Origin of the sequence: Bradyrhizobium sp. CW1, from assembly GCF_023100665.1 — a bacterium.
Classification (GTDB): domain Bacteria; phylum Pseudomonadota; class Alphaproteobacteria; order Rhizobiales; family Xanthobacteraceae; genus Bradyrhizobium; species Bradyrhizobium canariense_D.
This window is the reverse complement of record NZ_CP064684.1, coordinates 621661-645525: the sequence shown is the minus strand read 5'-3', so window position 1 is coordinate 645525 and position 23865 is coordinate 621661. Positions and strand designations below refer to the sequence as shown.

Annotated in this window: 16 protein-coding genes and 1 pseudogene; 4 read left to right on the top strand and 13 right to left on the bottom strand. The window is 63.8% G+C overall.

Features of this window, described 5'->3' with window-relative positions:
- Window positions 1-37: 37 nt before the first annotated feature.
- The 4 genes from IVB54_RS02975 to IVB54_RS02960 all read right to left on the bottom strand — a co-directional run bounded on the left by IVB54_RS02975 (window position 38) and on the right by IVB54_RS02960 (window position 6019).
- The gene (locus IVB54_RS02975) at window positions 38-1270 is read right to left on the bottom strand and encodes a rhodanese-like domain-containing protein (protein ID WP_247777063.1); all 1233 of its coding nucleotides are present in this window, start codon (window positions 1268-1270) and stop codon (window positions 38-40) included.
- A 78-nt stretch (window positions 1271-1348) separates the two neighbouring features.
- Window positions 1349-2542 (bottom strand): PepSY-associated TM helix domain-containing protein, encoded by a 1194-nt coding sequence (locus IVB54_RS02970; protein ID WP_018453059.1) that lies wholly within the window; start codon window positions 2540-2542, stop codon window positions 1349-1351.
- Between the two features lie 63 nt (window positions 2543-2605).
- Entirely contained in the window at window positions 2606-4930 is a 2325-nt protein-coding gene (locus IVB54_RS02965; RefSeq protein ID WP_026232450.1) for a TonB-dependent siderophore receptor, read from the bottom strand.
- 204 nt (window positions 4931-5134) lie between these two features.
- Window positions 5135-6019, bottom strand: a complete 885-nt coding sequence (locus tag IVB54_RS02960; protein WP_018453057.1) for a dihydrodipicolinate synthase family protein — start codon at window positions 6017-6019, stop codon at window positions 5135-5137.
- 181 nt (window positions 6020-6200) lie between these two features.
- On the opposite strand from IVB54_RS02960, the gene IVB54_RS02955 reads away from it, so the two are divergent.
- Together IVB54_RS02955 and IVB54_RS02950 are read left to right on the top strand one after the other, a co-directional pair.
- Window positions 6201-7613, top strand: a complete 1413-nt coding sequence (locus tag IVB54_RS02955) for an FAD-binding oxidoreductase (protein WP_018453056.1) — start codon at window positions 6201-6203, stop codon at window positions 7611-7613.
- A gap of 8 nt (window positions 7614-7621) precedes the next feature.
- On the top strand, window positions 7622-8287 hold the full coding sequence (locus IVB54_RS02950; protein WP_018453055.1) for a GntR family transcriptional regulator: 666 nt from the start codon (window positions 7622-7624) through the stop codon (window positions 8285-8287).
- Window positions 8288-8293: 6 nt separating this feature from the next.
- Here IVB54_RS02950 and IVB54_RS02945 read toward each other — a convergent pair whose 3' ends face one another.
- Window positions 8294-8458: a hypothetical protein gene (locus IVB54_RS02945; protein WP_162847272.1), complete on the bottom strand. Its 165-nt coding sequence runs from the start codon at window positions 8456-8458 to the stop codon at window positions 8294-8296.
- A 265-nt stretch (window positions 8459-8723) separates the two neighbouring features.
- On the opposite strand from IVB54_RS02945, the gene IVB54_RS02940 reads away from it, so the two are divergent.
- The gene (locus IVB54_RS02940) at window positions 8724-10745 is read left to right on the top strand and encodes a YgiQ family radical SAM protein (RefSeq protein WP_018453053.1); all 2022 of its coding nucleotides are present in this window, start codon (window positions 8724-8726) and stop codon (window positions 10743-10745) included.
- Window positions 10746-11405: 660 nt separating this feature from the next.
- On the opposite strand, the gene IVB54_RS02935 is transcribed toward IVB54_RS02940, so the two are convergent.
- The 7 genes from IVB54_RS02935 to IVB54_RS02905 all read right to left on the bottom strand — a co-directional run bounded on the left by IVB54_RS02935 (window position 11406) and on the right by IVB54_RS02905 (window position 20885).
- Window positions 11406-11951, bottom strand: coding sequence for a hypothetical protein (locus IVB54_RS02935; RefSeq protein WP_018453052.1), 546 nt, complete (start codon window positions 11949-11951; stop codon window positions 11406-11408).
- A 76-nt stretch (window positions 11952-12027) separates the two neighbouring features.
- The gene (locus IVB54_RS02930) at window positions 12028-13146 is read right to left on the bottom strand and encodes an alpha/beta fold hydrolase (RefSeq protein WP_018453051.1); all 1119 of its coding nucleotides are present in this window, start codon (window positions 13144-13146) and stop codon (window positions 12028-12030) included.
- A gap of 5 nt (window positions 13147-13151) precedes the next feature.
- Window positions 13152-16190 (bottom strand): efflux RND transporter permease subunit, encoded by a 3039-nt coding sequence (locus IVB54_RS02925; protein ID WP_026232448.1) that lies wholly within the window; start codon window positions 16188-16190, stop codon window positions 13152-13154.
- Window positions 16187-17302, bottom strand: coding sequence for an efflux RND transporter periplasmic adaptor subunit (locus IVB54_RS02920; protein ID WP_247777062.1), 1116 nt, complete (start codon window positions 17300-17302; stop codon window positions 16187-16189). Before IVB54_RS02920 ends, IVB54_RS02925 begins: the two co-directional genes overlap by 4 nt.
- 61 nt (window positions 17303-17363) lie before the next feature.
- The gene (locus IVB54_RS02915; RefSeq protein WP_018453047.1) at window positions 17364-18446 is read right to left on the bottom strand and encodes a hypothetical protein; all 1083 of its coding nucleotides are present in this window, start codon (window positions 18444-18446) and stop codon (window positions 17364-17366) included.
- 322 nt (window positions 18447-18768) lie between these two features.
- On the bottom strand, window positions 18769-20214 hold the full coding sequence (locus IVB54_RS02910; protein WP_085348205.1) for an IS1182 family transposase: 1446 nt from the start codon (window positions 20212-20214) through the stop codon (window positions 18769-18771).
- A gap of 161 nt (window positions 20215-20375) precedes the next feature.
- Window positions 20376-20885: a DUF2867 domain-containing protein gene (locus tag IVB54_RS02905; protein WP_018453046.1), complete on the bottom strand. Its 510-nt coding sequence runs from the start codon at window positions 20883-20885 to the stop codon at window positions 20376-20378.
- A gap of 273 nt (window positions 20886-21158) precedes the next feature.
- Between IVB54_RS02905 and IVB54_RS02900 the strand changes: the two are divergent.
- Window positions 21159-22172 (top strand): annotated as a pseudogene (locus IVB54_RS02900) (LLM class flavin-dependent oxidoreductase); the annotation flags it as partial.
- A gap of 53 nt (window positions 22173-22225) precedes the next feature.
- Here IVB54_RS02900 and IVB54_RS02895 read toward each other — a convergent pair.
- Window positions 22226-23806 carry a hypothetical protein gene (locus IVB54_RS02895; protein WP_018453044.1) on the bottom strand — a complete coding sequence of 527 codons (1581 nt, stop codon included), beginning with the start codon at window positions 23804-23806 and terminating at the stop codon, window positions 22226-22228.
- Window positions 23807-23865: the final 59 nt, after the last annotated feature.

Genomic DNA, 23865 nt, shown 5'->3' with positions numbered 1-23865 from the left:
AGGGTTCGGATACGGGGAGAAGATGGCGGAGCGGTCGTCAGATCACGTAAAACCCGTGCGTCCCGTCCAGACGCAATTGTTCGACCAGGCCATATTCCCAGTCGAGATAGGCCTGCATCGCGCGTTCGTCGACGCCGGTGCCTTCATAGGGGCGGCGGTAGCGGTGGGCGGGGTCGGGCTTGGGCAGGACGTGCGGCGGACCGATTTCGAGCGCGCCGTCATAGCCGCCCTCCCACACATAGACCTCCCAGCCCATCTGCGCGAGCCAGGACGCCGTCATGTCGGCGCGGACGCCCTTATCGTCGGTCAACACGATACGCGCGCCGCGCACCGGTGCGGCCATGTCGGTTTCCTGGACGAGCTGTCCGCCGGGATAGTGGCGAAAGCCCGGGAGATGGCCTGCGGCATATCCCTCGGCGTCACGCACGTCGAAGCGATAGAGCGTGCGATCGGTCTGCGCGACAAGCGCAGCCATCTCGCTCGCGCCGATATGGCGGACACCGGCGCGATAGGCGACGTCGCGCGCATTGGCCGGGCCGCCCTCGAACGACCCGATCGCGCCACGCCTGTTAGCACCATGGTCGAGCGTGTGCCGCGCCAACGTCCAGCCGATGGTGCCGTTGCGCAGCGCCCGGACCTTGTTCGGCACGCCGGCATTGATCAGCGATTGGGTGCCGATGATCGAGCGGGTGCGGCCGGCGCAATTGACGATGATGGTGGTGTCGGCATCGGGTGCCGCCTGTCCTGCCCGCAGCACCAGCTCCGCGCCGGGCACGCTGACCGAGCCCGGAATGTTCATGGTAGCATATTCGTCGAAGCGGCGGACGTCGAGGATGGCAATGTTGGCCTTGTCCGCGATGAGTTTTGCCACCTCGTCGGCACTGAACGAGGGCGTGTGCCTACGCGACTCGACCAGCTCGCCAAAGGCTTTGGAGTAGGAGTTGACGTCCTCGAACATTTGATAGCCCGCGTCGCGCCAGGCCTTCAGTCCGCCCTCGAGCGCGCGGACGTTGGTATAGCCGAGCGCGGCCAGCCGCTCGGCACCCGCGGTGACGAGCCCTTCGCCGTCATCATAGAGCACGATCGGCACATTCTTGCGCCGCAGCCTGACGTCCGCTTCGATCGCAATCCGATCGGCAGCCATGTTGGCGGCGAACAGCGGATGTCCCGTCGCGAAACCAGCCTCGTGCCTGAGATCAAGCAACGCGATCTCCTCGCGGAGCAGCAGTGCACGGCGGATGTCGGCGGGAGTGACGGTGGTGATCTTCATGGCGTAAACCCTGACGAGGATTGGCCATGGGCTTTTGAACGATTGCAGAAGTGTTGGCTAGCCTTTGCGGCAGCCCGTTCATTCGCCGGGAACGAGCCGCCCGAGCCGTGGCTGCGCCAGCCGCCTCAGCTTTCGACGCGACAAATAAAGCAAAACGCCGGTGACCGCGAACAGCGGCATCAGCACAGCCGCGAGCATGAACGCGAGCTTGCCGGGCCAGCCCAGAAATGCGCCGCGGTGGATATCGAGCACGTTCGCGATGGTCTTCTCGCCGAGGGTCTTATCGGAATAACGCTCCGCAGACACGAATTGGCCTGTGATGGCATCGACGCGGAATTCGTCACGGGTGGTGTCGAGGGTCGAGTCTTTCCCCCAGGAGCGGATCCGTATCACCGTGCCCGGACCGGCGGGCAGCGTCAGCAACGCCTTGGAGAAACGGCCGCCCTCTTCGTGCAGGAAGGCGGCCCACGCGCGATCAAAGCCGATCGGCTGTGCCGTCTCGCTGACACCGGCAGCACGCGACGCCTTTGTGGGCATCTTGGGCTGCATCTTCGCCGCGGCGATCTGCGGGCGCGACAGCAACCAGACGACGCCATCCTTGTACCAGTCGAACGAGTACCAGAGCCCGGTGAACGTCATCACCAGATAGACCGGCAGGACCCAGGTGCCGATCACCGCATGCAGCGACCGATGCAGACCGCGGCCACTGAGCCCGAGATTCGGCTTCAGCCACATCTTCACGCTGCCTGCACGACGCGGCCAGCGCAGCACGAGGCCCGAGATCAGCATCACGATCAGGCCGAGCGCGGCCACGCCCGTGATCTGGCGCCCCCAGCCCTTGGCATCGCCGGGAATCAACAGCCAGCGATGAAGCTTGCGCACGGTCGCGAAAAACTCTTCGCCGTCCGGTGTGCCCAACACGCGCGCGTCATAGGGATCGACATAGAGCGAGGACGGCCGCGCGCCTCGTTCGTCGCGGGCGAAGCGCACATGCACCGCGGCGGACGGATCACTCGCCAGCGTCACCGCGGAGATTTTGCCGACGTCCTGCGCCGCAGTCAGGCGCGCAACCAGTTCGTCCGGCATCAGCGCCGGTGCCTGGCGCGGCGCGACCTGCATGATGCCGGCGTTGAGATGATCGACGATCTCGTCCTCAAAACTCATGATCGCACCGGTCAGTGCGATCACGGCGAGCAGCAGCGCCAGCACGAGGCCCGCGATGGAATGGACATGAAGCAGAGCGGCCTTGATCGCGCGCCAGGACTCACGCATCGGCGCGAGCCCTCCTGCTCGGCGCGATCATCCGAAGGGCGTCCCTGCGCGACATGCCCATCGCTAAAACTTCACCGTCGCCGACAGCGAGACCCGCCGCGCGTCGCCGAGGGCGACGTTCAGATTATTGACGGCGGAGGGATAGTAGACAGTGTCGAACAGGTTCTTGACGTTGAGCTGGTAGATCACCGGCGTGTTCTGGTATTTCATCTCATAGGTCGCGAAAATATCGGCGACCACATAAGAGGGCAGGAAGAAGGAGTTGATCGAATCGCCGGGACGATCACCGACATAACGCGCGCCGCCGCCGAGGCGGAGCTGACCCGGCAGGGCTGTGCCGAAGTCATAGACCAGATAGAGCGAGGCCGTGTTCAGCGCGACGTTCTGCAACTTCCTGCCGAGCAGCGTGATGTCCTCGGATGCCGTCACGCGGGCGTCGGTGTAGCCATAACTGCCGATCAAGGCCCAGCTATCGGTGATCCTGCCGGTGACGTCCAACTCGACACCGCGCGAATGGGCACGGCCCACGGTGTGGAGTTCTACCACGCCTGCGCTGTTCGTCTTCGTCGTCTGCACGTTCTTCTTGTCGAGATCGTAGAGCGCCAGCGTGCCGGAGATGCGCTTGTTCAAATCGAACTTGACGCCGGTCTCGTATGACACGCCTTCTTCCGGCGCGACGTTGGAGCCGATCGTGACGCCGATCGGCGCAATGGTCGAATTCGGCTTCAACGATTCAGTATAGCTCGCATAGAGCGATATCTGGTCGGTGAGCTTGAAAATGGCGCCGCCGAGCGGAAGCACCTTGTCCTGGGACACATTGGTGTTGGTGACAAACGGCTTCCCGCGCCCGGCGATCTGGTCGTAGTCCATGTAGCGCACGCCGCCGACCAAGGCGAACCGCTCTGTCAGATGCAACGTGTCCTGGACGAACATCGACCACTGGCCGAGCTTGTCGGTCTGCGCACTGTCTGGATTGGACACCGTCGTTCCCGGCCCGATCAGGCCGTAAACGGGATTGTAGACATTGAAGGCGGGCGTTATCTGCCGGATCAGATTGTCCCGGTAGATGGTGCGATACTGGCCGTCGCCACCGAACACCACATCATTGCGCATGTCGCCGAGCCAGAAGCCGCCTGAAATATAGGACGTTCCATAGCTGGCGTTGCTGAGCGAACCCTGCGTGCCGTCGTTGCTGCGGGTCTCGGCGCCTGTCGTGAAGTTGATGCCGGTGATACGAAGCTGGTTGGCGCTGAAGGTCTCGGTGTTGTAGCTGTAGCCGGCGTAGAGCTTCCAATCATGATTGAAACGGTGCTCGACCGACGCCTGGATCAGGTCCGACGTGCCCCACGTGTTATTGAAGGGCTCGTCGAGCCGGCGCGTCGTGGGAACTGCCAGCGGCGCCTTCGTCACCGGATTGAACGCCGTGCCGCGATCGAACGGATAGATGAACTCGCGATGCTCGTAGTTGAGCTGCACCGTGGTGTCCTGGCCATACCAGGCCAGTGACGGCGCAACCAGCATCTCGCGGTGGCGGCCGAAATTCCGCCAGTAATCCTCGCTGACGCTGTAGCCGATGAAGCGATAGGCGAGGCCTTGATCACCGATCGGACCGGTGATGTCGAGCAAGCCGTCGGCGCCGGTCTTGGAAGCACTGAAGGCCGAACCAAGCAGCGTAACCGAGCCGTGCTGGTACAGCTCCGGCCGCTTGCTGATCGTGTTGACGATGCCGCCGGGATCCATGATGCCGTAGAGCAGCGAGGCCGGCCCCTTCAGCACCTCGACGCTTTCGACTGCGGGATTGAAGCTGCGCCCCTGCACCAGCGGCATGCCGTTGCGCATGATCGAGCCGTCGCGGTTGTCGCCGAAGCCGCGGCGGATGACCGCGTCCTGGCTGCCGGCGAGCGTGTTGGTCTGGGTGATGCCGCTGACGTTGATCAGCGCGTCGTCGATGTTTCGCGGGAGCTGGTCCTTCAGCACCTGCTCGGGCACCACGTTGACGGCCTGCGACGTATCGAGCGGCGAAGCGCCGCTGCGCAGCGTGGTCGCGCTCGGCATCGCGCGGTAGCCGAGCTTGGCGGCCTGTTGCGCGGCGGCTTCCGCGGCCGCGCGCTCCGAGAGCGTCGGCGCTGCGGGTGCGGGATTGCGATTGCGCTGGCGCGCGGCGGTCTGAGCGCGGCGTGGGGACTGGTCCGATGCACGCGCCGCTTTCGGCCGCGGTGCCGGCGCCTCGACCGTCACCGGCGGCAGAGCCGATTGCGCTTGGGCGGCCGTCGCGCTGAAGGAAGGTGCGCCGAGCAGAACGGCTGCTCCAATGAGGAGGACTGCGCAGCTCGTGCCGGCAGGAGTTCGACGGCCGCTGACGCGCTGGCCATCCAGATGAGCACGCACTTTCGATTCACTTCCAAGTCAGACGCAGAAGCTGGCGCGTCTAACAGCCGTTGTTCGTGAAGAGAACCGCAAGCGGCCTTGAATCGCTCTAGTGTTGAATGGTTCTAGGCTTTGATCGCTATTCGACAATCCTCGATGGATTGCGCAGCGACCGCGACACGCAGCGCGCGAATTCGCGGCAACGTGTCGCGGCTTCCCGCGATCTCACGCGATCGCGGGAGCCATCAGCTCGTCGAGCTTGCGCTTGAGCGCGGTGCCGTCGGACAAGGCCCGGAGCGGCGGCCGCACGCGTAGCCAGCTCGCGTCGCCCGTCTGTGCCGCGAGGATGGCTTTCAGCGTCGTGAGGAAGGATGGTGATTTCACCACGATGTCCACGGCAGCCTGCATGCGTGCTTCGACATCCTTGCCGTCGATCATTGCCTTGACCAGCTCCGGCGCGATGTTGGCCATGCCGCAGATGGTGCCGGCACCGCCGGCGGCGATCGCGCGGGTGATGTCAACCTCGTTGCCGACGGTGATGGCGAGCTCGGGAGCGGCGGCACGGAACGCCTGGAACTGCTTGAAGTCGCCGCTAGAGTCTTTCAGGCCCGCAACGACCTTGCCGTAGCGCTTGCGCAAATTCGCGGCGACGCCGGTCGGGATCGCGACACCCGAGATCTGCGGGATATGATAGAGGTAGGCACGCAGGCGATCGTCGGCGACGCCGTCGAGGATCGCCGCAAAGGCATCCTCGATGCCTTCAGGGCTGACGCTTCGGTCGAAGTAAGGCGGCAGATACAGCACGTGACGCAGGCCGAGACCGAGCACGGCACGCGTCAATGCGATGCTGTCGCCGATCGCGGGGAAGCCGCCGCCGATTCCAATTCGGTCCGGCGCAACGCCGGCCTTGAGCACGGCTTCGATGGTCGCGACGCGTTCGGCGACATTGAACGAGGTGCCCTCGCCGGTGGTGCCGAACAGCACGACACCGTCGATGCCCTTACCGAAGAGTTGCTTGCCGTGGGCGGCGAGCTTGGCGGAGTCCACGCTGCCGTCCGTCGCCAGCGGCGTCGCCGAAGCCACCCAGAACCCGCGAATTGCCTCCGTCATCACACACCATCCGTTGCTGTGGCTTCGGACCAGGCGTCTGGTCTCGGACGATCAAACCAGAGCTTGGCAAGCCTTGTTTTTGCTTTACTTTCGGGCTTGTACCTTACATACAACAAAGGCGCAAATCCTTTCCGCCGTCATGGCGCGCATAACACGCAGCCAGATTCCGAGGAGGTCTCGCATGGACATGGTGACCCCGGTCGAGCGGCCCACCCAGTTGCTCGGCGCCTTGCGCGACAGCCTCGGCGCGGCCGCCGTGCTCGTTGGCCCGGACGTGCCCGCGCGCAATTGCAACGACTGGAGCGCGAGCCTGCCGCAAACGCCGCTCGCGGTGATCCGCCCGGTCGATGCGCAAGGCGTGGCCGACGCGATTCTGACCTGCCGGCAGGCGCATCTGCCGTTCGTGCCGCAGGGCGGATTGACTGGGCTGTGCCGCGGCGCATCGCCTGAAGCAGGCTGGGTCGCGATCTCGCTCGAGCGCATGAGCGGGATCGAGGAGATCGATCACGCCTCGATGACGATGACGGTGAAAGCAGGCACGCCGCTTCAGACGATCCAGATGGCAGCCGACGAAGCCGGCTTCTTCTTTCCGCTCGATCTCGGCTCGCGCGGCTCCTGCGCCATCGGCGGCAACCTCTCGACCAATGCCGGCGGCAATCGCGTGATCCGCTATGGCATGACGCGCGAACTGGTGCTCGGGCTCGAAGTCGTGCTGCCCGACGGCACCATCATCACTAGCCTCAACAAGCTGATGAAGAACAATGCCGGCTACGATCTGAAGCATCTGTTCATCGGCTCGGAAGGCACGCTCGGCATCATCACCCGCGTGGTGCTGCGGCTGTTTCCAAAACCGCGTTCGACCATGGCCGCGCTCTGCGCGCTCGAGGACTATGCCGCGGTGATCGCGCTGCTCGGCGCCGCGCGAAGCGGGCTCGGCCCGCTGCTGTCGGCGTTCGAGGTGATGTGGCCGGATTACTGGGACGTGATCACGTCGCGCGCAGGCGTCAAGCCGCCGGTCGCCGCAGGCCATGGCCTCTACGTGCTGGTGGAAGCGCAGGGCACCGACGAGAGCCTCGACGCACCGCGCTTCCAAAGCTGGCTCGAAGAGCTGATGGAGCGCGGGCTGCTCGCCGACGCCGCCGTGGCGCAATCGCTGGCGCAGACGCGAAGCTTCTGGCGCGTGCGCGACATCTGCGCCGAGTTCGGCCAGGTGTTGGGTCCGCACATCTCCTACGACATCGGCCTCGCCGTGGCGCGGATGGACGAGTTCGTCACGCGCTGCAAGGCGGCGCTGGCTGATGGCGTCGAGGGATGCGAAAGCGTCTATTACGGCCATATCGGCGACGGCAATCTGCATCTCGTCTCCTGGGTCACCGGCCTTGCCGTCGAGCAGCAGCCGAAGGAAGAGATGGACGCGATCATTTACGGTCTCGTGCGCGAGATGGGCGGCAGCGTCTCGGCCGAGCACGGCATCGGCACGTTGAAGAAGAAGTGGCTGGGTCATGCCCGCAGCGAGGCCGAGATCGCGCTGATGCGAACGCTGAAGGCCGCGCTCGATCCCGATCATCTGCTCAACCCCGGCAAGGTGATCTGAGAGAGCCAATGCGATCGCTGAAGCTCGATGCGCCGAAATCGCTGTCGCAGCGGGTGATGCAGCGGCTGCGCCAGGCCATCATCGACGGCGAGTTCGCGCTCGGCGCCGCCATCTCCGAGGAGATGGTGGCAAACTCCTTCGGCGTCAGCCGCACCCCGGTGCGCGAGGCGATGGGTCAGCTGCAGGCGCAGGGCCTCGTCGTGATCCGGCCGCAGGTCGGCAGTTTTGTCTTTACGCCAAGCGCGGAAGACATCACCGCGCTCTGCACGTTCAGGATCGCGCTGGAGCCCAAGGCCGCTGAGCTCGCCTTCCGCCATGATCGCGCCGGTGCGATCGCGACGATGAGCGAGGCGATCGCGGCGATGGAGCCGGCGATTGCAGCCAGGGACAACATCGCCTATGGCCGCGCCGATGCCGCTTTCCATGAGGCGCTGTTCGCCCATTGCGGCAACCGCTATCTCGCCGAATCCTATCAGCTCGCATCTAGCCGCGTCGCGGCACTCCGCACCAATTTGACTTCGCCGATCGACGTGCGCACGCGCACGTCTTTCGACGAGCATCGCAAGCTGCTCGATCTGTTCGCCCGCGGCGAGTTTGCCGCCTTCGCGACGCTGATGACCACGCACGTCACCAATTCTGGCGTGGTCTACGCCAAAGCGCTGCAGGTCGATTGAGCGCTGCTACCGCGCATTTTTCGTGCCGGGCCTGTCCAGAAAATCCAGCGCGGTGTTGATCTGTTCGAGCTGGTGTTCGATTTTGTCGCGGTCCTCGGCCGTGGGCGCCTTCTCGAGCTGCTCAACCAGCTTCTGCTTTCGGAGCAGCAAGTTCTCTATGACTGTACTCACGGCTCCCCCATCCGCCAGGGGCGAACATCGAGGCAATATTACACCCCGGAGGCGAGCGCGCGCCAGCCGGGCCCAGCGCAACCCTGCTTCAGAATGTTCGCGAGGGCAGTTGGTTCCTGCGCGTGACCCGAGAAGGTGCAGACAGCTGATGGCGGCGCTAGAAACCGTTAACGCGGTCGCACGCCCGGGCTGCCGGTCGCGGAACCGGATCTTTCACCTGCCCGTCGGTTGTATTCGGAGGCCCGGAGTCCTATGCGTATGCGCCATGGACATCCAGATCATCGCCGCCGAAAAACCCCTGATGGCGCAGGCACGCCCGCACAAGCCGGCGCCGTTCCTGCCGATGAGTCGCGCCGAGATGGATGCGCTCGGCTGGGACGCTTGCGACATCGTGCTGGTGACGGGCGATGCCTATGTCGACCATCCCAGCTTCGGCATGGCCATCATCGGCCGGCTGCTGGAGGCGCAGGGCTTTCGGGTCGGCATCATCTCGCAGCCGGACTGGCATTCGGCCGAGCCGTTCAAGGCATTGGGCAAGCCAAAAGTCTTCTTCGGCGTCACCGGCGGCAACATGGATTCGATGGTGAACCGCTACACCGCGGATCGTCGCCTGCGCCATGACGATGCCTATACCGCGGGCGGCGAAGGTGGCAAGCGGCCGGACCGCTGCACCGTCGTCTACGCGCAGCGTTGCCGCGAGGCGTTCAAGGGCGTCCCGGTCGTACTCGGCGGCATCGAGGCCTCGCTGCGCCGGATCGCGCATTACGATTACTGGTCCGACAAGGTGCGCCGCTCGGTGCTGGCCGACGCCAAGGCGGACCTGCTGCTCTACGGCAATGCCGAGCGCGCCGTCGTCGAAGTGGCCAATCGTCTCGCCGCCGGCGAGGCGCCGCGCGAGCTCGACGACATCAGGGGCGTCGCGCTGTTCCGCCGCGTGCCCGACGATTACACCGAGCTGCACGCCGACGATATCGACTCCGCCGATGAGGGCGCTTCGCGCACGAAAGGCTTGACCGTGATCCGGCTGCCCGCTTTGGAGCAGGTCGAGCAGGACAAGGAAGCCTATGCGCGCGCGTCACGCGTGCTGCACCGGGAGAGCAATCCCGGCAATGCGCGGCCGCTGGTGCAGCGCCACGGCGATCGCGATCTCTGGCTCAACCCGCCGCCGATTCCGCTGACCAGCGAGGAGATGGACGCCGTCTACGATCTTCCTTACGCGCGCGCCCCGCATCCGTCCTACGTTGACGCGAAGATCCCGGCGTGGGACATGATCAAGTTCTCGGTGACGATCATGCGCGGCTGTTTTGGCGGCTGCACCTTCTGCTCGATCACCGAGCACGAGGGCCGCATCATCCAGAACCGGTCCGAGGGCTCGATCCTGCGCGAGATCGAGAAGATCCGCGACAAGACGCCGGGCTTCACCGGCGTGATCTCGGACATCGGCGGTCCCACCGCCAACATGTACCGGATGGCGTGCAAGGACCCGAAGGTCGAGGCCGCGTGCCGGCGGCCGTCCTGCGTCTTCCCCGAGATCTGCCCGAATCTCAACACCTCGCATGACGATCTGATCCGGCTCTATCGCAAGGTGCGCGAGACCAAGGGCATCAAGAAGGTGATGGTCGCCTCCGGCGTGCGCTACGACCTCGCGGTCGAGAGCCCCGAATACATCAAGGAGCTCGTCACCCATCACGTCGGCGGTTATCTCAAGATCGCGCCCGAACATACCGAGCGCGGGCCGCTCGACAAGATGATGAAGCCCGGCATCGGCGCCTACAACCAGTTCAAGCGGATGTTCGATGCCGCGGCCGAACAGGCCGGCAAGAAATACTATTTGATCCCGTATTTCATCGCGGCACATCCGGGCACGACCGACGAGGACATGATGAACCTGGCGCTATGGCTGAAGAAGAACCGCTACCGCGCGGATCAGGTGCAGACCTTCCTGCCCTCGCCGATGGCGACCGCGACGGCGATGTACCACACCGGCGTCAACCCACTGCGCGGCGTGCGGCGCGGTGGCAGCGACAAGGTCGAGGCGATCAAGGGCCTGCGCCAGCGTCGCTTGCACAAGGCGTTCCTGCGCTACCATGACCCCGACAATTGGCCGGTGCTGCGTGAAGCCCTGAAAGAGATGGGCCGCGCCGATCTGATCGGTTCGCGCCCCGACCAGCTGGTCCCCGCGCACCAGCCGCCCGGCACCGGCAAGGCCGCCGGCACGCGGCGGCCGGTTCGTCCAGACGGCAAGACGCAGCGGTTCACGACCAAGAATTTGCGGGTGATGAAGTAGCGGGCGAGCCGGATCAGGTCCGGTTCAGCTTCGCATTGTCGCCCTCAAAACAAAAACCTCGAAAACAACCCCATGCACAGTAGCCGGCATGAGCGGGATCAATGACTTAGGCGATTGCCGAATCCGTTGAATCCGCGGGGTGAGATAACGGAAAAACCGAAATTATGTTTTGACGAAATATTGACTCGTCGGGCAAAACAGGCGCAAGATGCCATTGTCGCGGCACGCGTGGCAGGGCGAGCCCCAACCGCTACTCCGTATCGATATCCTCGAGCTTCACACCGCGTCCCGCGCGGAGGCTCGAAGCAACCGTCCTCCGACTTGAATCCATTCAACACAGCAGGCGTCGATGCGCGCCCGGATGCGCTGGGGAGCGTAGTCGTAAACCCGATAGCTCGCGGGGTAGCCGGTGTCCGCTCTGTCCGCGAAACCGGACATAGCCAGTCCCGCCTTGTGAGTCAGCTAGGGGCCAACAGCGGTCATGACAGTGCTCTCTTAAAGGGGGGCGATCGCAGAGTACGGTGACTTCGCGTCGCTCCGCTCGGGATCCCTGGTCCCTCCGAAGCACAGGAGGAAATTGGACAGTAATCGCGGCGGCCTGGTAGTAGCGGTGATAGTCTCCGGCAGACCTCGGTGGAGAGCGCGGTCGAGCCGCATGCGCTACTCTCGTTTGTTCTCGCCAAGTGCATCCCCCAGACGCTCGAGTTCTAACGTGAAGCAGAACAGCGCGAACAGCGTAATCACCATCAACACCCCACGTCGGGCCATCAAGACCACGTCGGTATCGGGGCCGAGTTCGGGAAGGTGGCGAAACAGCACGATCGAGAACACAGCGCTGCCGAAGATGAAGTTCAGCCGGCCTAGGAACAGGAAGAGGTGGCTCAGGGACAGCCGTCCGCCTTTGAACGGGATCGCCACCTTCAAGAGGCGGTACCAGTAAGCCGCCTGCATAAGCATGAGAACAGCAAGGGTCAGATTGTCGTCATAGGGCGTATTGGCCGGCTGCTGACCAGGCGCGAGCACTAGCTCCCGGAAGGCCGGCAGGCCCTTCCATACGATGAAATCCGATCCGAACAATTGGACCGCCATCAAGAGCAGGTAGGTGAGCACACCGCGCCCCGCGGAAGAATGGGAAATCGGCTCTGCCAGGGGCTCAGGGATTTCCTCAGCTATGGAATCGGATGGTGTTTCTCCGCGCTTGATCAAGGGCGCCTTCCAACTGATTGGGTTTCGATTTCGGCCGATGCCTTCCGAATGAGCAATGCGAGTCCACTCCACCGTATCATCGCAGCGCGGCTCCCTGGCGCCTCGAGACGCCGCCCGTACCCTGCTGCTCGCCGACAAGGCGTGCCTGGATCATACTCATGACGGTCGTCACGTCGTCGAACGCTCGCGAATGAGCGCGTCCATGCAGGCGGGTCAAATCGAATAGCTCGACGCCCTCCCGCCGAAATTCAGCGGCATACGGCTCTTGGTCCGGATCGATGCCGCCGAGGCGGATTGCGCCTCCATGGAGAGACTTCGATAGCTTCAATGGGGCATCGTCCCGCGACACGAACAATGCGAAGCGTGGCCGTACCGCTCCCATGTCGTGCAATTGCGTACGGAAACTGTCGGCGTCTACGTCGGGCGCAACGAACAGCACGTTCTTGATCTTGGCCCCAATGCGGCCAGCTATCGCTCGCGCGCGCAAGGTTTCGAACGTGAGATAGCACCCCATCGAGTGACACAGGACGGTCACTTCCTTGACGTTCGGAGTAGCGGCGATCGCATCGAGCACTTGCGAAAATGCATCTCGAGACTGCGCCGCGCTCTCCGCATCCTCCTTGTAGGCTTCCAGGCTGACGGACCCCCGCGACGGCCAGGAGAACAGGACGGGAGCCCCCGGCGCTCCGGAATCATGAACGATCTGGGCGAACCGGTACACGGCTTCATCGAACCTGTTGTTGAAGCCATGGACGAATACAAGGACTCTTCCACGTGCTCGCGGCTTCTTTGCGGCCGCCGCCAGCGCAGCGCCAAATGCCGGTTTTTCGGCCGCTTCGGCCGAGACCGTCACGAAGTTTAGTCGTGGATCCCCGGGCGAGGAAGTCGGCCACTGAACCTGACCGACAGTGCGCGATGCGTCCGGCGGGATGGAAACGGCGATGGAGGCGTAGTTCACCTGGTCCGCCCGTTCGCTGTCGAACATCGCTGCATTTCCGGCAGCCGTTCGGTTGCGCGTCGTTGCCACCAGCAGCGGGACGACCGACACGCCTTCCGCTTCGACCTGTCCGACGGGTAGCAGCGTGTCCAGAGGCACGCGGCTGCAGGCGCAGCAGCACAGCGCCAAGACGATGAGGCCGAGGGTTGACCGGCAGATCTTCCCGGTTTCGCCATGGCTGAGGGGCGCGCGCCACAAGGGAGTCAGGCTCCTTTAGCCGAGCGGAACAGCAGAAAGTATCCTGCCGGCACGAAGAAGAGTGTCAGGACGGATGCGACGGCTAGTCCCGACATCATGAGCACCGCCATGGGCTGCCACAACGCGCCGCCGGCCAGTGCCATCGGTGCGAGCCCGAGCACCGTGGTGGCGGACGTCAGGAGGATCGGACGAAGCCGTTTTTCCGACGCAGCGACGAGGGCTTTCCGCAGCGGGAGCGTCTCGCGCTCGATGTCGATCTGATCGATCAGCACGATGGCGTTGTTGATGATGATCCCCGACAGGCTGATGATGCCCAGCGTGCCGAAGAACGAGAGCGGTTGTCCCGTCGCCAACAGCCCGAACGGAATGCCAATCAGGATCAGCGGTATGCTGACGAAGGTCAGGAGCGTACGACGGAAGGAGTTGAATTGCAGGATGATCGCCAGCACCATCACGGCGAGCGCGACGGGAAAGCCGGCGGCCAGCTTCTGGTTCGTCTCGGCGCTTTTCTGGATCTCGCCCCCCACGGTCACGTGATAGCCGCCGGTCATGTCCATCTCGTCGAGCCGGGGCTGGATCGATTCCAGTAGCTGCCCGGCCGTCAGGGAGGTGCTGCGGGCCGTGACCGTGATCGTCCGTTCCTGGTTCTTGCGGCGGATCCGCGCGAAGTCGAACCCGGGCTTCAGCCTGGCGACCTGCGCCAGCGAGATAAGCCCGCCGTTCTTCGCGAAGGTGGCGCTGGTGAGGCCTTCCAGGCTCTGCGAGGTGTAGGCGCCGGCGCGCAGTACGATGGGGATGGCGTTGTCGCCTTCGCGGTATATCGAGACCGCGGTGCCGCTGAAGTAGGTGTTCAGCAGTCGGGTCACTTCCTCCGAGGTCACCCCGAGCTGGCGGGCACGGTCCTGGTCGATCTCGACGACCACCTTGACGATCTTGTTGCCCCAATCGTCGTCGTTCTCGCGCACGTCCGGAGCCGCCTGCAGCAGGGATCGGACCCGTTCGCTGAAGCCAAGCAGCCGGTCCCCATCGGACCCCGAGATCTCGAGCTCCACGACGCCGGATTCCACCGCGCCCATGGCCAGCCGCTTGATTTTGAAGCTTGCCTCCGGATGGTTGGCGTAGAGATACTTCCAGGCGCGATCGGCCGCACGCACCGCGCCTTGATAGTCCGTGGTATTGACCAGGAAGAAAGCGGACGCCGGGTCCGGAGGGACGGGGGTCAAGGTGAGGTAGAACCTCGGGCCGCCATCTCCGACGTACAGGATCTGGCTGGAGATTTCAGGGTTGGCCGTTTTGTCGCCCAGCCATCGCTCGATCTCGCGCGCGCGAGCTTCGGTCTGCGAGATGTCGGTCCCGTCAGGCATGTTCATGTAGACCAGAAACTGGCTCCGTTCGCTGAGCGGAAACATCTCCTTTGGAATGCGTGGGAATTGTGTAAGCGCGATCACGACCAGCGCGACGCAACCGGCGAGGACGATGGGCGAGAAGCGCAAGGCCCGGCCGAGCGCGGTGGCATAGAGCCGCTGCAGCCGTGAGGGCGCGGCATCCTCCGTTCCGGAGCCGGCTCGCCGGCCGATGAGCCACACGGTCAAAGCGGGAAGGATGTACAGCGCCGTGATCCAGGATCCCCCAAGCGTGAGCGCCACCACGGCCGCGAGCGAGAACGCATACTCGCCGGACGCTCCGGACAGCAGCATGAGCGGCAAGAACGCCGCTATCGTAGTGATCGAAGAGATCAGGAGCGGCAGCGCATACTGTGCTCCGGACGCCAATCCGGCCTCCTCGGGAGGCACTCCGCGGCCGATCCGGCTCACGATGTCCTCGACGATCACGACGCCATTGTCGACCAGCAGACCGAGCGCGATGATGATCGCCGCGATCGAGACCTGCTCAAGCGCGATCCCAAGAGCCCGCATCCCGATCAACGAGAACATCACGGCGAACGGCACGATCATCGCGGCGATGGTGCCCGCCCGCAGGCCCAAGAAGACCACCACCAGCACGGCCACCACGACGAAGGTCTGGGCCACGCTGGAGAGGGCCGAATTGACGGAGGCGCTGACCTGATCGGCCTGGTAGGTGGGGAAGGAGAGGGCGAAGCCGATCGGGAGCCGCTGCTCAAATTCGCGTGCCGCCGTACGGAGCTTGACACCGATCTGGGTGACATCCTGGTCCGGCTGCATGATCACGCTGAGGACTACAGCAGGACGGCCGTTGAAATAGATCGGCTTAACCTTTGGAGAGACGTAATCCCGGCGGACAGTGACGATGTCAGCGAGCCGGACCAGGCTGTCGGTGCTGCCCACACGGGTCAGCATGGTCTCGATCGCCCGCACGTTCGGGAAATCTCCGGAGGTCTCCAGCAGGAGGCGCGTGCCGTCCGCGTTGATGTTGCCGGACGGCAGCACCACGTTCTGCCCCTGTAGGTCCTTGATCAAAGCGTTCACCTGAACGCCGATCGCGGCCAACTTCCGGGTATCGAGTTCGAGCCAGACCCGTTCGTCCTGTACGCCGTGAAGCTCGACCTTGGAGATGCCGGCGATCTGGTACAGCTTCTTCCGGAAATCCTCGGCCGCATCCTTCAGCTCGCGCGGCGAAAAGCCTTCGCCCGTGATGGCGATGGTGGCGATCGCAACGTCGCCGAAGTCGCTGTTGACAAAGGGTCCAACGACGCCGTCGGGCAGTTCGACCTTAGCATCGGCCATCTTGTCGCGAAGCCGCTGCCAGGTGGCAGTGACGTTCGCGACCTCGTCCTTCAAGTCGACATAGATCGTCAGGGATCCTTCGCCCGCAAGCGTCCTGATGTCCTTGACCTCGGCGAGCTCGCGTACTTTTCGTTCGATGGGAATCGCGACTAGATTTTCCATCCGCTCGGGGGCCATGCCCGGGAAGAGGGCCGACACGACCGCAGTCCGGATGACGATCACGGGGTCTTCGCGCTTCGGGAAGTTCGGATAGAGCCCGATCCCGGCGATCAGAAGCCCGATCATGGCCATGATCGTGAATCGAGACCGTGCAAGTCCGAATCGGGTGAGGAGATTCACGGCGCGGCGTCCTCCAAGGGAAGCAGCTTCACCTTCTGTCCGTCGGCGAGGTACGACACCCCGGCCGAGGCCAGGATATCGCCTGGCTTGACGCCCTCCACGACGACCAGGCGATTGTCCCGGATCCCGCCGACGGTGATGGTGCGTTTCTTCACAGTCGAACTTGCCTCGTCGTAACCAAACACGGTCCCGGTATTCTGCAGCACCCTTCCGCCGTCGGGCACAAGCACGCTGAGCGGGACGAGGAAGCCGCTGCGACCCACGACCAAGGGCTCTTCGATCGTGACCTCGACCGACATGCCGGCGTTCAGACCCGGGGCGGTGTTCTCGAGCCGGACGACAACCGGGAAGGCCGACACTTGCTCCGCCTTCGACCCGAGCTCCTTGATCTCGCCCTTGAGCGGCAGGTCAGGCTTGTCGGCGACCTTGACCGCAATCTTGGCTCCAACCTTTAGATTCTGGAAAGTCGCGGCCGGGACCAGAAAGGACATCTCGAAGCTGTCGTCGCTGTAGAGCGCGGCCACCGGCTGCCCCGCAGCGACTTGCGCAAACGATTTGACTTCGACCCGGGAGATGGTCCCGGCGAAGGGGGCCAGCAGCTTGCTCCGGTCCAGGTTTTGGTTGGCCAATTCGAGTTGGCGCCGTGCCTGGTCAACTTGGGCCCTGGAGCTGAGCAGGGTGGCGTTCGACTGTTCGAAAGCCGCTTGGGTGGAGACGCCCCGCTTCAGGAGCTCTTCCTTGCGCTGGAAGTCCGACTGAGCGTTGTCGAGCTGCGCCTGCGCCTGCTGCACACCGGCGCTGGCCTGGTCCACCTGGCTCTGCAGCGATCTCGGGTCGATTTCGGCGAGGACGTCCCCGAGTTGCACCTTCTGGCCGACGGTGAGGCCAACGGTCTTCAACTGCCCGCCGATCTCGAACGAGAGGCTGCTGACGTCGGCCGGCTGCAGCACGCTCGGAAAGCGCCGAACACGGCTTTCGGCTGTCGCAGCGACCTTGTAGGCGCGCAGACCGCGGACAGGCTGTTCGTTCGCTTCCTTCTTCTTCTCTCCACAGCCCTGCAGGCCGACGACAAGGAGGCCCAAAGCGGTGAATCGCGCGAGATGTCGGATCATCGGGCATTCCTCGAGTCCTGCCGAATTCGACCGTTCGGAGCGGCCGCGTAGTTCCGGCAAATCACGGCACCACCGCGAAAAACAGAAACGCGGCGAAGATGACCAGGTGGACGACGCCCTGCAGCACCGTGGTGCGCCCGGTCCCGAGCGTGATTACGCTCAACAGCAGCGTGAGCATCAGCAGGCCCAAATCCTTTATGTCCAACCCGAGTTCGAGCCGATAACCCATCGCGATCGAGACCGCGGCGACCGCGGGGATCGTCAGCCCGATGGTCGCAAGCGCCGAGCCCAGGGCCAGGTTGAGACTGGTCTGCAGCCGGTCGCTTTGGGCCGCCTTCACGGCCGCCACCGCCTCGGGAAGAAGAACGAGCGCGGCGATGATCGTGCCGACGACTGCCTTGGGCACCTGAAGATAATCGATGGCGCTCTCCACGCTGGGGGTCAGGACCTTTGCAAGGCCCACGACGGCCACAAGGGAGACGACGAGGAGAGCGGCACTCAGACCGGTCGTTCTGTTGTCCGGAGGAGGCGAATGCTCGTCCGCCGTGGCACCCTTCGCGGCCAGGAAATAGTCACGGTGCCTGATCGTCTGAACGAAAACGAACGCCAGGTACAGAACCAAGGACGCAAGCGCGGCGAACACCAGCTGCGAGGTGTTGTACAGCGGGCCGAGTTCTTGCGCCGCAAGGTTCGGAAGCACCATCGTGAGGCTGGTGAGAGCGACGAGCACGGCGAGAGCGGCGCCGGCGCCTTGCGCCTGGAAACCCTGTTCACGGTGCCGGACGCCGCCCCACAGCAGGCAGGCCCCCACGATGCCGTTGCAGACGATCATGACCGCCGCGAAGACCGTGTCCCGGGCCAGTCCGGCTTTCTCGGCAGGCGCTGCGATCATCACCGAGACGATGAGCGCCGTCTCGATCACGGTCACCGCTAACGCGAGGATCAGGGTGCCGAACGGCTCGCCGACGCGGTGAGCGACCACCTCGGCGTGGTATACGGCGGCGAAGACCGTGCCGAACAGGGCCGCGCCGGCGGCTGCGTATACAATTCCGCCGCCGCCGAGAACCAGGCTGAGCAACAAGATGGCCCAGGCGAGAGCCGGCCAAATCCACGTCCAGCGCGCTGTCGTACCCACCACACCCATGTCGATCCCCCGGTTCTTGATCGCGTCTCAGGCGCGATTCTCATCCCGACGGCCGGCGCCAAGTACTGTGATGGGCCGGCCTCTTGTGACCTCCCATCATACGCGGGAACCTCCAATGATTGAAAGACATCCGGAAACAGCCAGGGGTTTTCCTCGCGGCTTAGGTCCGCTTCGGGTCTTGGTTGTGTGGAAACACAGCTCAAAGGCGGCCGTGGTCGACAATCGTTGCAGGCCGCCGATGTTTTCGCGTCGGATCGTCTATGTAACCGGCTGAGGTGGTTATTGGGACGCGCGGCGTCGCTTTTGGACGCACTTCCCGCCTTCAGGTCGCTCGGATAGCTGCAATCAGGCTCGGTTTGCCGACGATGTTCATCACCCGAGTGAGGTTATAGGCCAGGACGTGCAAGGCCATCTCAGCGGCTACATTCCGTAGGCGCTTCATCAGGAAGTGTGTCGCACCCATACGGGCTTTGATCGTGCCGAAGGGATGCTCGACCGTCTCGCGCCGCGTCCGCATGGCGTCGGGATTGGAATCCAGCCGTCTCTGAACCTCCTCGATCACATACTCATGCTCCCAGCGCGTTATGCGGCGCTCCTTTGACGGCGTGCATTGGCTCTTGATCGCGCAGCCCTGGCACGCTGCTGTCGACCAGTAACGGCGCAGCGTCATTCCGTGCTCGATGTTGGTGTAGTGATGGGGCAGCAGCTGGCCGGATGGGCAGCGGTAGACGTCCTCATCGGGCAGGTAGGCGAAGTCCTGTTTGCCGAACCGGCCCTCCGCCTTGGCGTTCGACGTCATGGGCTTGGGCAAGGTGACTGTAACGCCAGCCTGTTCGCAGGCTAATATCTCTTCTCCATCGAAGTAGCCACGGTCGGCGACTGCCTCGAGTTTGTCCGCTTCGAGCACTTCTTTGGCTTGCTTCGACATCCGAGCAAGCTGCCCACGGTCGTTGCCGACGTTTACGACCTCATGCGTAACGATCAGATGGTGTTCGGTGTCCACCGCGACCTGGACATTGTAGCCGACGACGCCCGATCCGCGTCCACTGGTGGCCATAGAACGGGCATCCGGATCGGTGAGCGATATCTGTTGATCCGGTGCGTTGCGCATCTGCGCATCAAGCACTTCGAGGCGGCTCATCTCCTGCTTCAGCCGAGTGATCTTTTCCTTGATCCTCGTCGTCTTGATGCTGATCGCTTCCGATGGCTCCTGGCGATCGGCACTATCGAGTTGACGCAGATATCGACCGACGCTTTCCTCGATCTGCGCCATCCGCCTCGCCATCTTGGCATGCGTGAAGTTGCGGTCTCGGTTGTTCACCGCCTTGAACTTGCTGCCGTCGATGGCGACGCTTGGGGTCTGCAACAGGCCCATTTGCCGGCATAGGGCAACGAACTTCGCGCAAACCTTCCGGATCGCCACGCCATTGTCCTTCCGAAAGTCCGCGATTGTCTTGTGATCGGGAGCCAGGCGCCCGATCAGCCACATCACCTCGATATTGCGGCAAGCCTCACGTTCCAGGCGGCGACTGGATTGCACCCGATTGAGATAACCGTAGATGTAAAGCCTCAGAAGAACTGCCGGATGATAGGAGGGCCGACCCGTCTCCTTGGCGATCACACGCTCAAACCCCAGTCCATGCAGGTCGAGCGCCTCGACGAACGCATCGATCACATGGACCGCGTTGTCCTCGCTTACCCAATCCTCCAGGCAGTCCGGTAAGAGCGTCAGCTGGGATCTGTCCGCGCCTTCAACGAAGCGTCCCATCCGTATCCTCCAATCAGGAAGCGGAGGAATAGTAGCCGACTCGTGGCTTTTCACACAGCCAGGGTCACAAGCGGTCCTCGACAGATTGCGCGGCAAGTCAGCTGAGGGGCCAGAAGCCGACTCGTTGGTCGACCGCAGCCGGTCACGACCACCAAGCCTGCTCAATTCTTCATTGCTCTTGCCGCCTGTTCCAAACTGGCCGGAACGATCACGCGATGAAACGGTGCTATCGTAGCAAGATAGATGCGCCCCAGTCGGTTATGGCAATGCACCACGGTACCCGCGACCAGCTCGCGCCCATTTGCTGCATCGGCGCGAAGTTGAATGGTGACGCGGAAGTCGAGATGCCGGTCATCCGCACCCACGACCAACTCCGTCGCACTCTTTGACAGCACCGGGAAGAAGCCGATAACCGGCCCACGCGCCGCCGCGGCAAGACCGACGGCGCGCGACGATTTGACCGCGACTGCCGCCATCACCACATCGCGGACACGCGTGAGCGCACGAATCCACCACGCCTGTCGCTCGAGCGCGGCGCGTGCCAGCACCTCTACATCATCGCTGGCGCCCGCCGGCAGTTGAATTGCAAAGGCGTCCAAAAGGTCCGCGCCCGCGTAAAGCGGCGCAAGCACGCTGTTGCTGGGCATCGGCACGGCGCGCGCTTTTGTCATGGGATCAGGTACCGCATGCCGGGGAGGCGCGTAGCGCAGCCGGCGTTGCAGAGGATCTTGCCGCCGCCGTCCTTTTATATCCACGCGCTCTGCAACGCAACAATCCTGCGGCGCACATGTCTCAGTTAGGCCAAAAGGCCAGCTGGCAGCGATGTCTGCTTCGGTCCGCTTCCCCCTCGAGGAGCGGCACTTACCCATACGCGCTTCCCAGGTCGTCATCTTTCCTCCGGCCGAAGTGTCGCAAACTCCTCCCGTCCTCCATATGTTGCCTCCATGAAAAAGATCGGATTCCTCTCCTTCGGGCACTGGACGCCCTCGCCGCAATCGCAGACCCGCTCGGCTGCGGACACGCTGCTGCAATCCATCGAGCTTGCGGTTGCGGCGGAAGAGCTCGGCGCCGATGGCGCCTATTTCCGCGTGCACCATTTCGCGCGCCAGCTCGCCTCGCCCTTTCCGCTGCTGGCCGCGGTCGGCGCCAGGACCAGCAAGGTCGAGATCGGCACGGCCGTGATCGACATGCGCTACGAGAACCCGCTGTATATGGCGGAGGACGCAGGCTCTGCCGATCTCATCGCCGGCGGGCGCCTCCAGCTCGGCATCAGCCGCGGCTCGCCCGAGCAGGTGATCGATGGCTGGCGCTATTTCGGCTACGGGCCGGCCGACGGCGAGAGCGACGCCGACATGGGCCGGCGTCATGCCGAGGTCTTTCTCGACATCTTGCGCGGCGAAGGTTTTGCAAAACCCAACCCGCAGCCGATGTTCCCAAATCCACCGGGGCTGTTGCGGCTCGAACCGCATGCGGAAGGTCTGCGCGAGAGGATCTGGTGGGGTGCCGGCTCGAACGCCACGGCGGTCTGGGCCGCCAGGCACGGCATGAATCTGCAGAGCTCGACGCTCAAGAACGACGAGACCGGCGAAGCCTTCCACGTGCAGCAGGCCGCGCAAATCCGTACCTATCGCGCAGCCTGGAAAGAGGCCGGCCACCCCCGCGAGCCGCGCGTCTCCGTCAGCCGCAGCATCTTCGCGCTGATCGACGATCGCGACCGCGCCTATTTCGGCGGCGAGCGCGGCAGCGAGGACCAGGTCGGCTTCATCGACCCGCGCACCCGCGCGATCTTCGGCCGCTCCTATGCGGCGGAGCCTGATGTGCTGATCGAGCAGCTCCGAACGGACGAGGCGATCGCCGAGGCGGACACGTTGCTGTTGACGATTCCGAACCAGCTCGGCGTCGACTATTGCGCGCACGCCATCGAGGCGATCCTCACGCATGTGGCGCCTGCGCTGGGGTGCGGTGACGCCTGGACTGCCGCACAATTTTTAAAGGTTACGGCTTTTAAAGGCTACGTCGCGGGCTGGTAGTGTGCCAGCCGCTCCGGATCGGCATCCGGAACGGAGACCGTCTGCGCCCTGATCTGGCTGCCGATGACCAGTCCGGTGAGCGAGAGCATGAGCCCCAGCGCCAGCGGCGCGAACAAGGCCTCTTCCTGAAACAATCCATTCAGCAGCACGACCATGACGCCGAAGCCCGCGAGCCCCTGCGTCAGATATCCGGAGAACGCATAAAGACGCCAGGCCTTCAGCGCCACCGCGAAATGAAACGCCAGCGGAACGAGGGCGGCGATGCCCATCTGGTACAGCAGGACCCCGATCGCACTCTCGACGGCGCCGTTGGTCGTTCCGGCGGCCTGCGCGGCGCTCCAGTCGATCGAGAAATAATCGTCCGACAGATTTCCGCCGACGCCCAGGCCGCGGCCAAACGGCTTTTCGAGAAATCCGTTCAAGCCGCCCATGAGGCCGAGGACGTGATAGTCGCCGATCTGCAAGCCGACGCGGATCGCGACAATTGCAAACACGATCAAGGCCACGAAGCCGAGCCATAGCGTCACCACGGCGCCGAGCAGACGGGTCGATATCCAGGCCGTGGCGACGAACACCACCACGATGAGCGCTCCCTTCACGCTGCAAACGATCAGCAGCGGCAACGCCACGAGGGCCAGAACCGGACGCCCTACCGAAAACAGGAAAAGCCCGAAAAACGCGATCCCGTACGCGAAGCTGATCGGGTGCATATTCGGCCCGTGGATGCGGAGGATCTTCGACACGCCGAACCCTTCGAGCAGGGGCGTATTGAGAAAGTCGAAGCTGAAGCGATCCTTCAGATCGACCGGCACGTTGCCGGTGGCGCGCATCTCGGCTTCCCAAGCGCCGGAGCGGGCCGCCTTGAGCTCGTCGAAACCCCAGAACGTGTAGCCGTTGGTGACGGCCAGCCAGAAATCCCGAAACGCAAACTCGACGTATCCGCACAGGATCAGAATGACTCCAAGCGTCACCAGGAACGGCGTGGCGCGAACCTCATAGGTCGCGGCCGTCAGCAGCGAGAGCTGAAACAGGAACAGCGGCAGCACGATGTTGCGCAGATAGACCGTTGCCGCCTGGCCGTCCTGGACGAAGCCGATCGCGAAATACAACGACACCACGGCGAGGGTCACGACGCCCCAGCGCATGATCTGATTGACCTCAGTCGACCGGTTCCTTTGGCCGGCGACGTAGAGCCCAAATGTCGTCAGCCACATCACGGAGCAGACGAGAAAATTATAGCCTTTGATGAAGTCCAGGTCGGACGGCGCCGAAATCAGCGGCGACAGGATCGAGACGAACAGGTTCTGGAAGAACAGGACGAAGATCGCGATCGCCGGCGCGTAGGTTGGAGCCGCAACCACGATGGCGATGGCGACGAGAACTTCGACGGTCAGGGACAGGACCGGGCTCGCCCCGTGCAGGACCGGCACAAAGCCGATGGTTGCGATGGCGATGCAGAGCGTCGGGATCAGCTCGCGCCAAGGCGAACGTGAAGGCGAACGCGAAGGCTCGGGACAGCCCGCCTGCACGGCTTGAAGATGCGGTGAGGTCCCGCCACTCATGACTCGTCCTTTGGCGCAGCGCGGCGGCCACGATAGCGGCAGGATGCGTAAGGATTCGT

What these genes read in the sequence shown, in the direction of transcription:
- IVB54_RS02950 (WP_018453055.1), top strand. Translation starts at nt 7,622, where the DNA reads ATGCGATCGCTGAAGCTCGATGCGCCGAAATCGCTGTCGCAGCGGGTG.
- IVB54_RS02920 (WP_247777062.1), bottom strand. Translation starts at nt 17,302, where the DNA reads ATGATCCGACATCTCGCGCGATTCACCGCTTTGGGCCTCCTTGTCGTC.
- IVB54_RS02915 (WP_018453047.1), bottom strand. Translation starts at nt 18,446, where the DNA reads ATGGGTGTGGTGGGTACGACAGCGCGCTGGACGTGGATTTGGCCGGCT.
- IVB54_RS02940 (WP_018453053.1), top strand. Translation starts at nt 8,724, where the DNA reads ATGGACATCCAGATCATCGCCGCCGAAAAACCCCTGATGGCGCAGGCA.
- IVB54_RS02905 (WP_018453046.1), bottom strand. Translation starts at nt 20,885, where the DNA reads ATGACAAAAGCGCGCGCCGTGCCGATGCCCAGCAACAGCGTGCTTGCG.
- IVB54_RS02975 (WP_247777063.1), bottom strand. Translation starts at nt 1,270, where the DNA reads ATGAAGATCACCACCGTCACTCCCGCCGACATCCGCCGTGCACTGCTG.
- IVB54_RS02955 (WP_018453056.1), top strand. Translation starts at nt 6,201, where the DNA reads ATGGACATGGTGACCCCGGTCGAGCGGCCCACCCAGTTGCTCGGCGCC.
- IVB54_RS02960 (WP_018453057.1), bottom strand. Translation starts at nt 6,019, where the DNA reads ATGACGGAGGCAATTCGCGGGTTCTGGGTGGCTTCGGCGACGCCGCTG.
- IVB54_RS02895 (WP_018453044.1), bottom strand. Translation starts at nt 23,806, where the DNA reads ATGAGTGGCGGGACCTCACCGCATCTTCAAGCCGTGCAGGCGGGCTGT.
- IVB54_RS02910 (WP_085348205.1), bottom strand. Translation starts at nt 20,214, where the DNA reads ATGGGACGCTTCGTTGAAGGCGCGGACAGATCCCAGCTGACGCTCTTA.
- IVB54_RS02970 (WP_018453059.1), bottom strand. Translation starts at nt 2,542, where the DNA reads ATGCGTGAGTCCTGGCGCGCGATCAAGGCCGCTCTGCTTCATGTCCAT.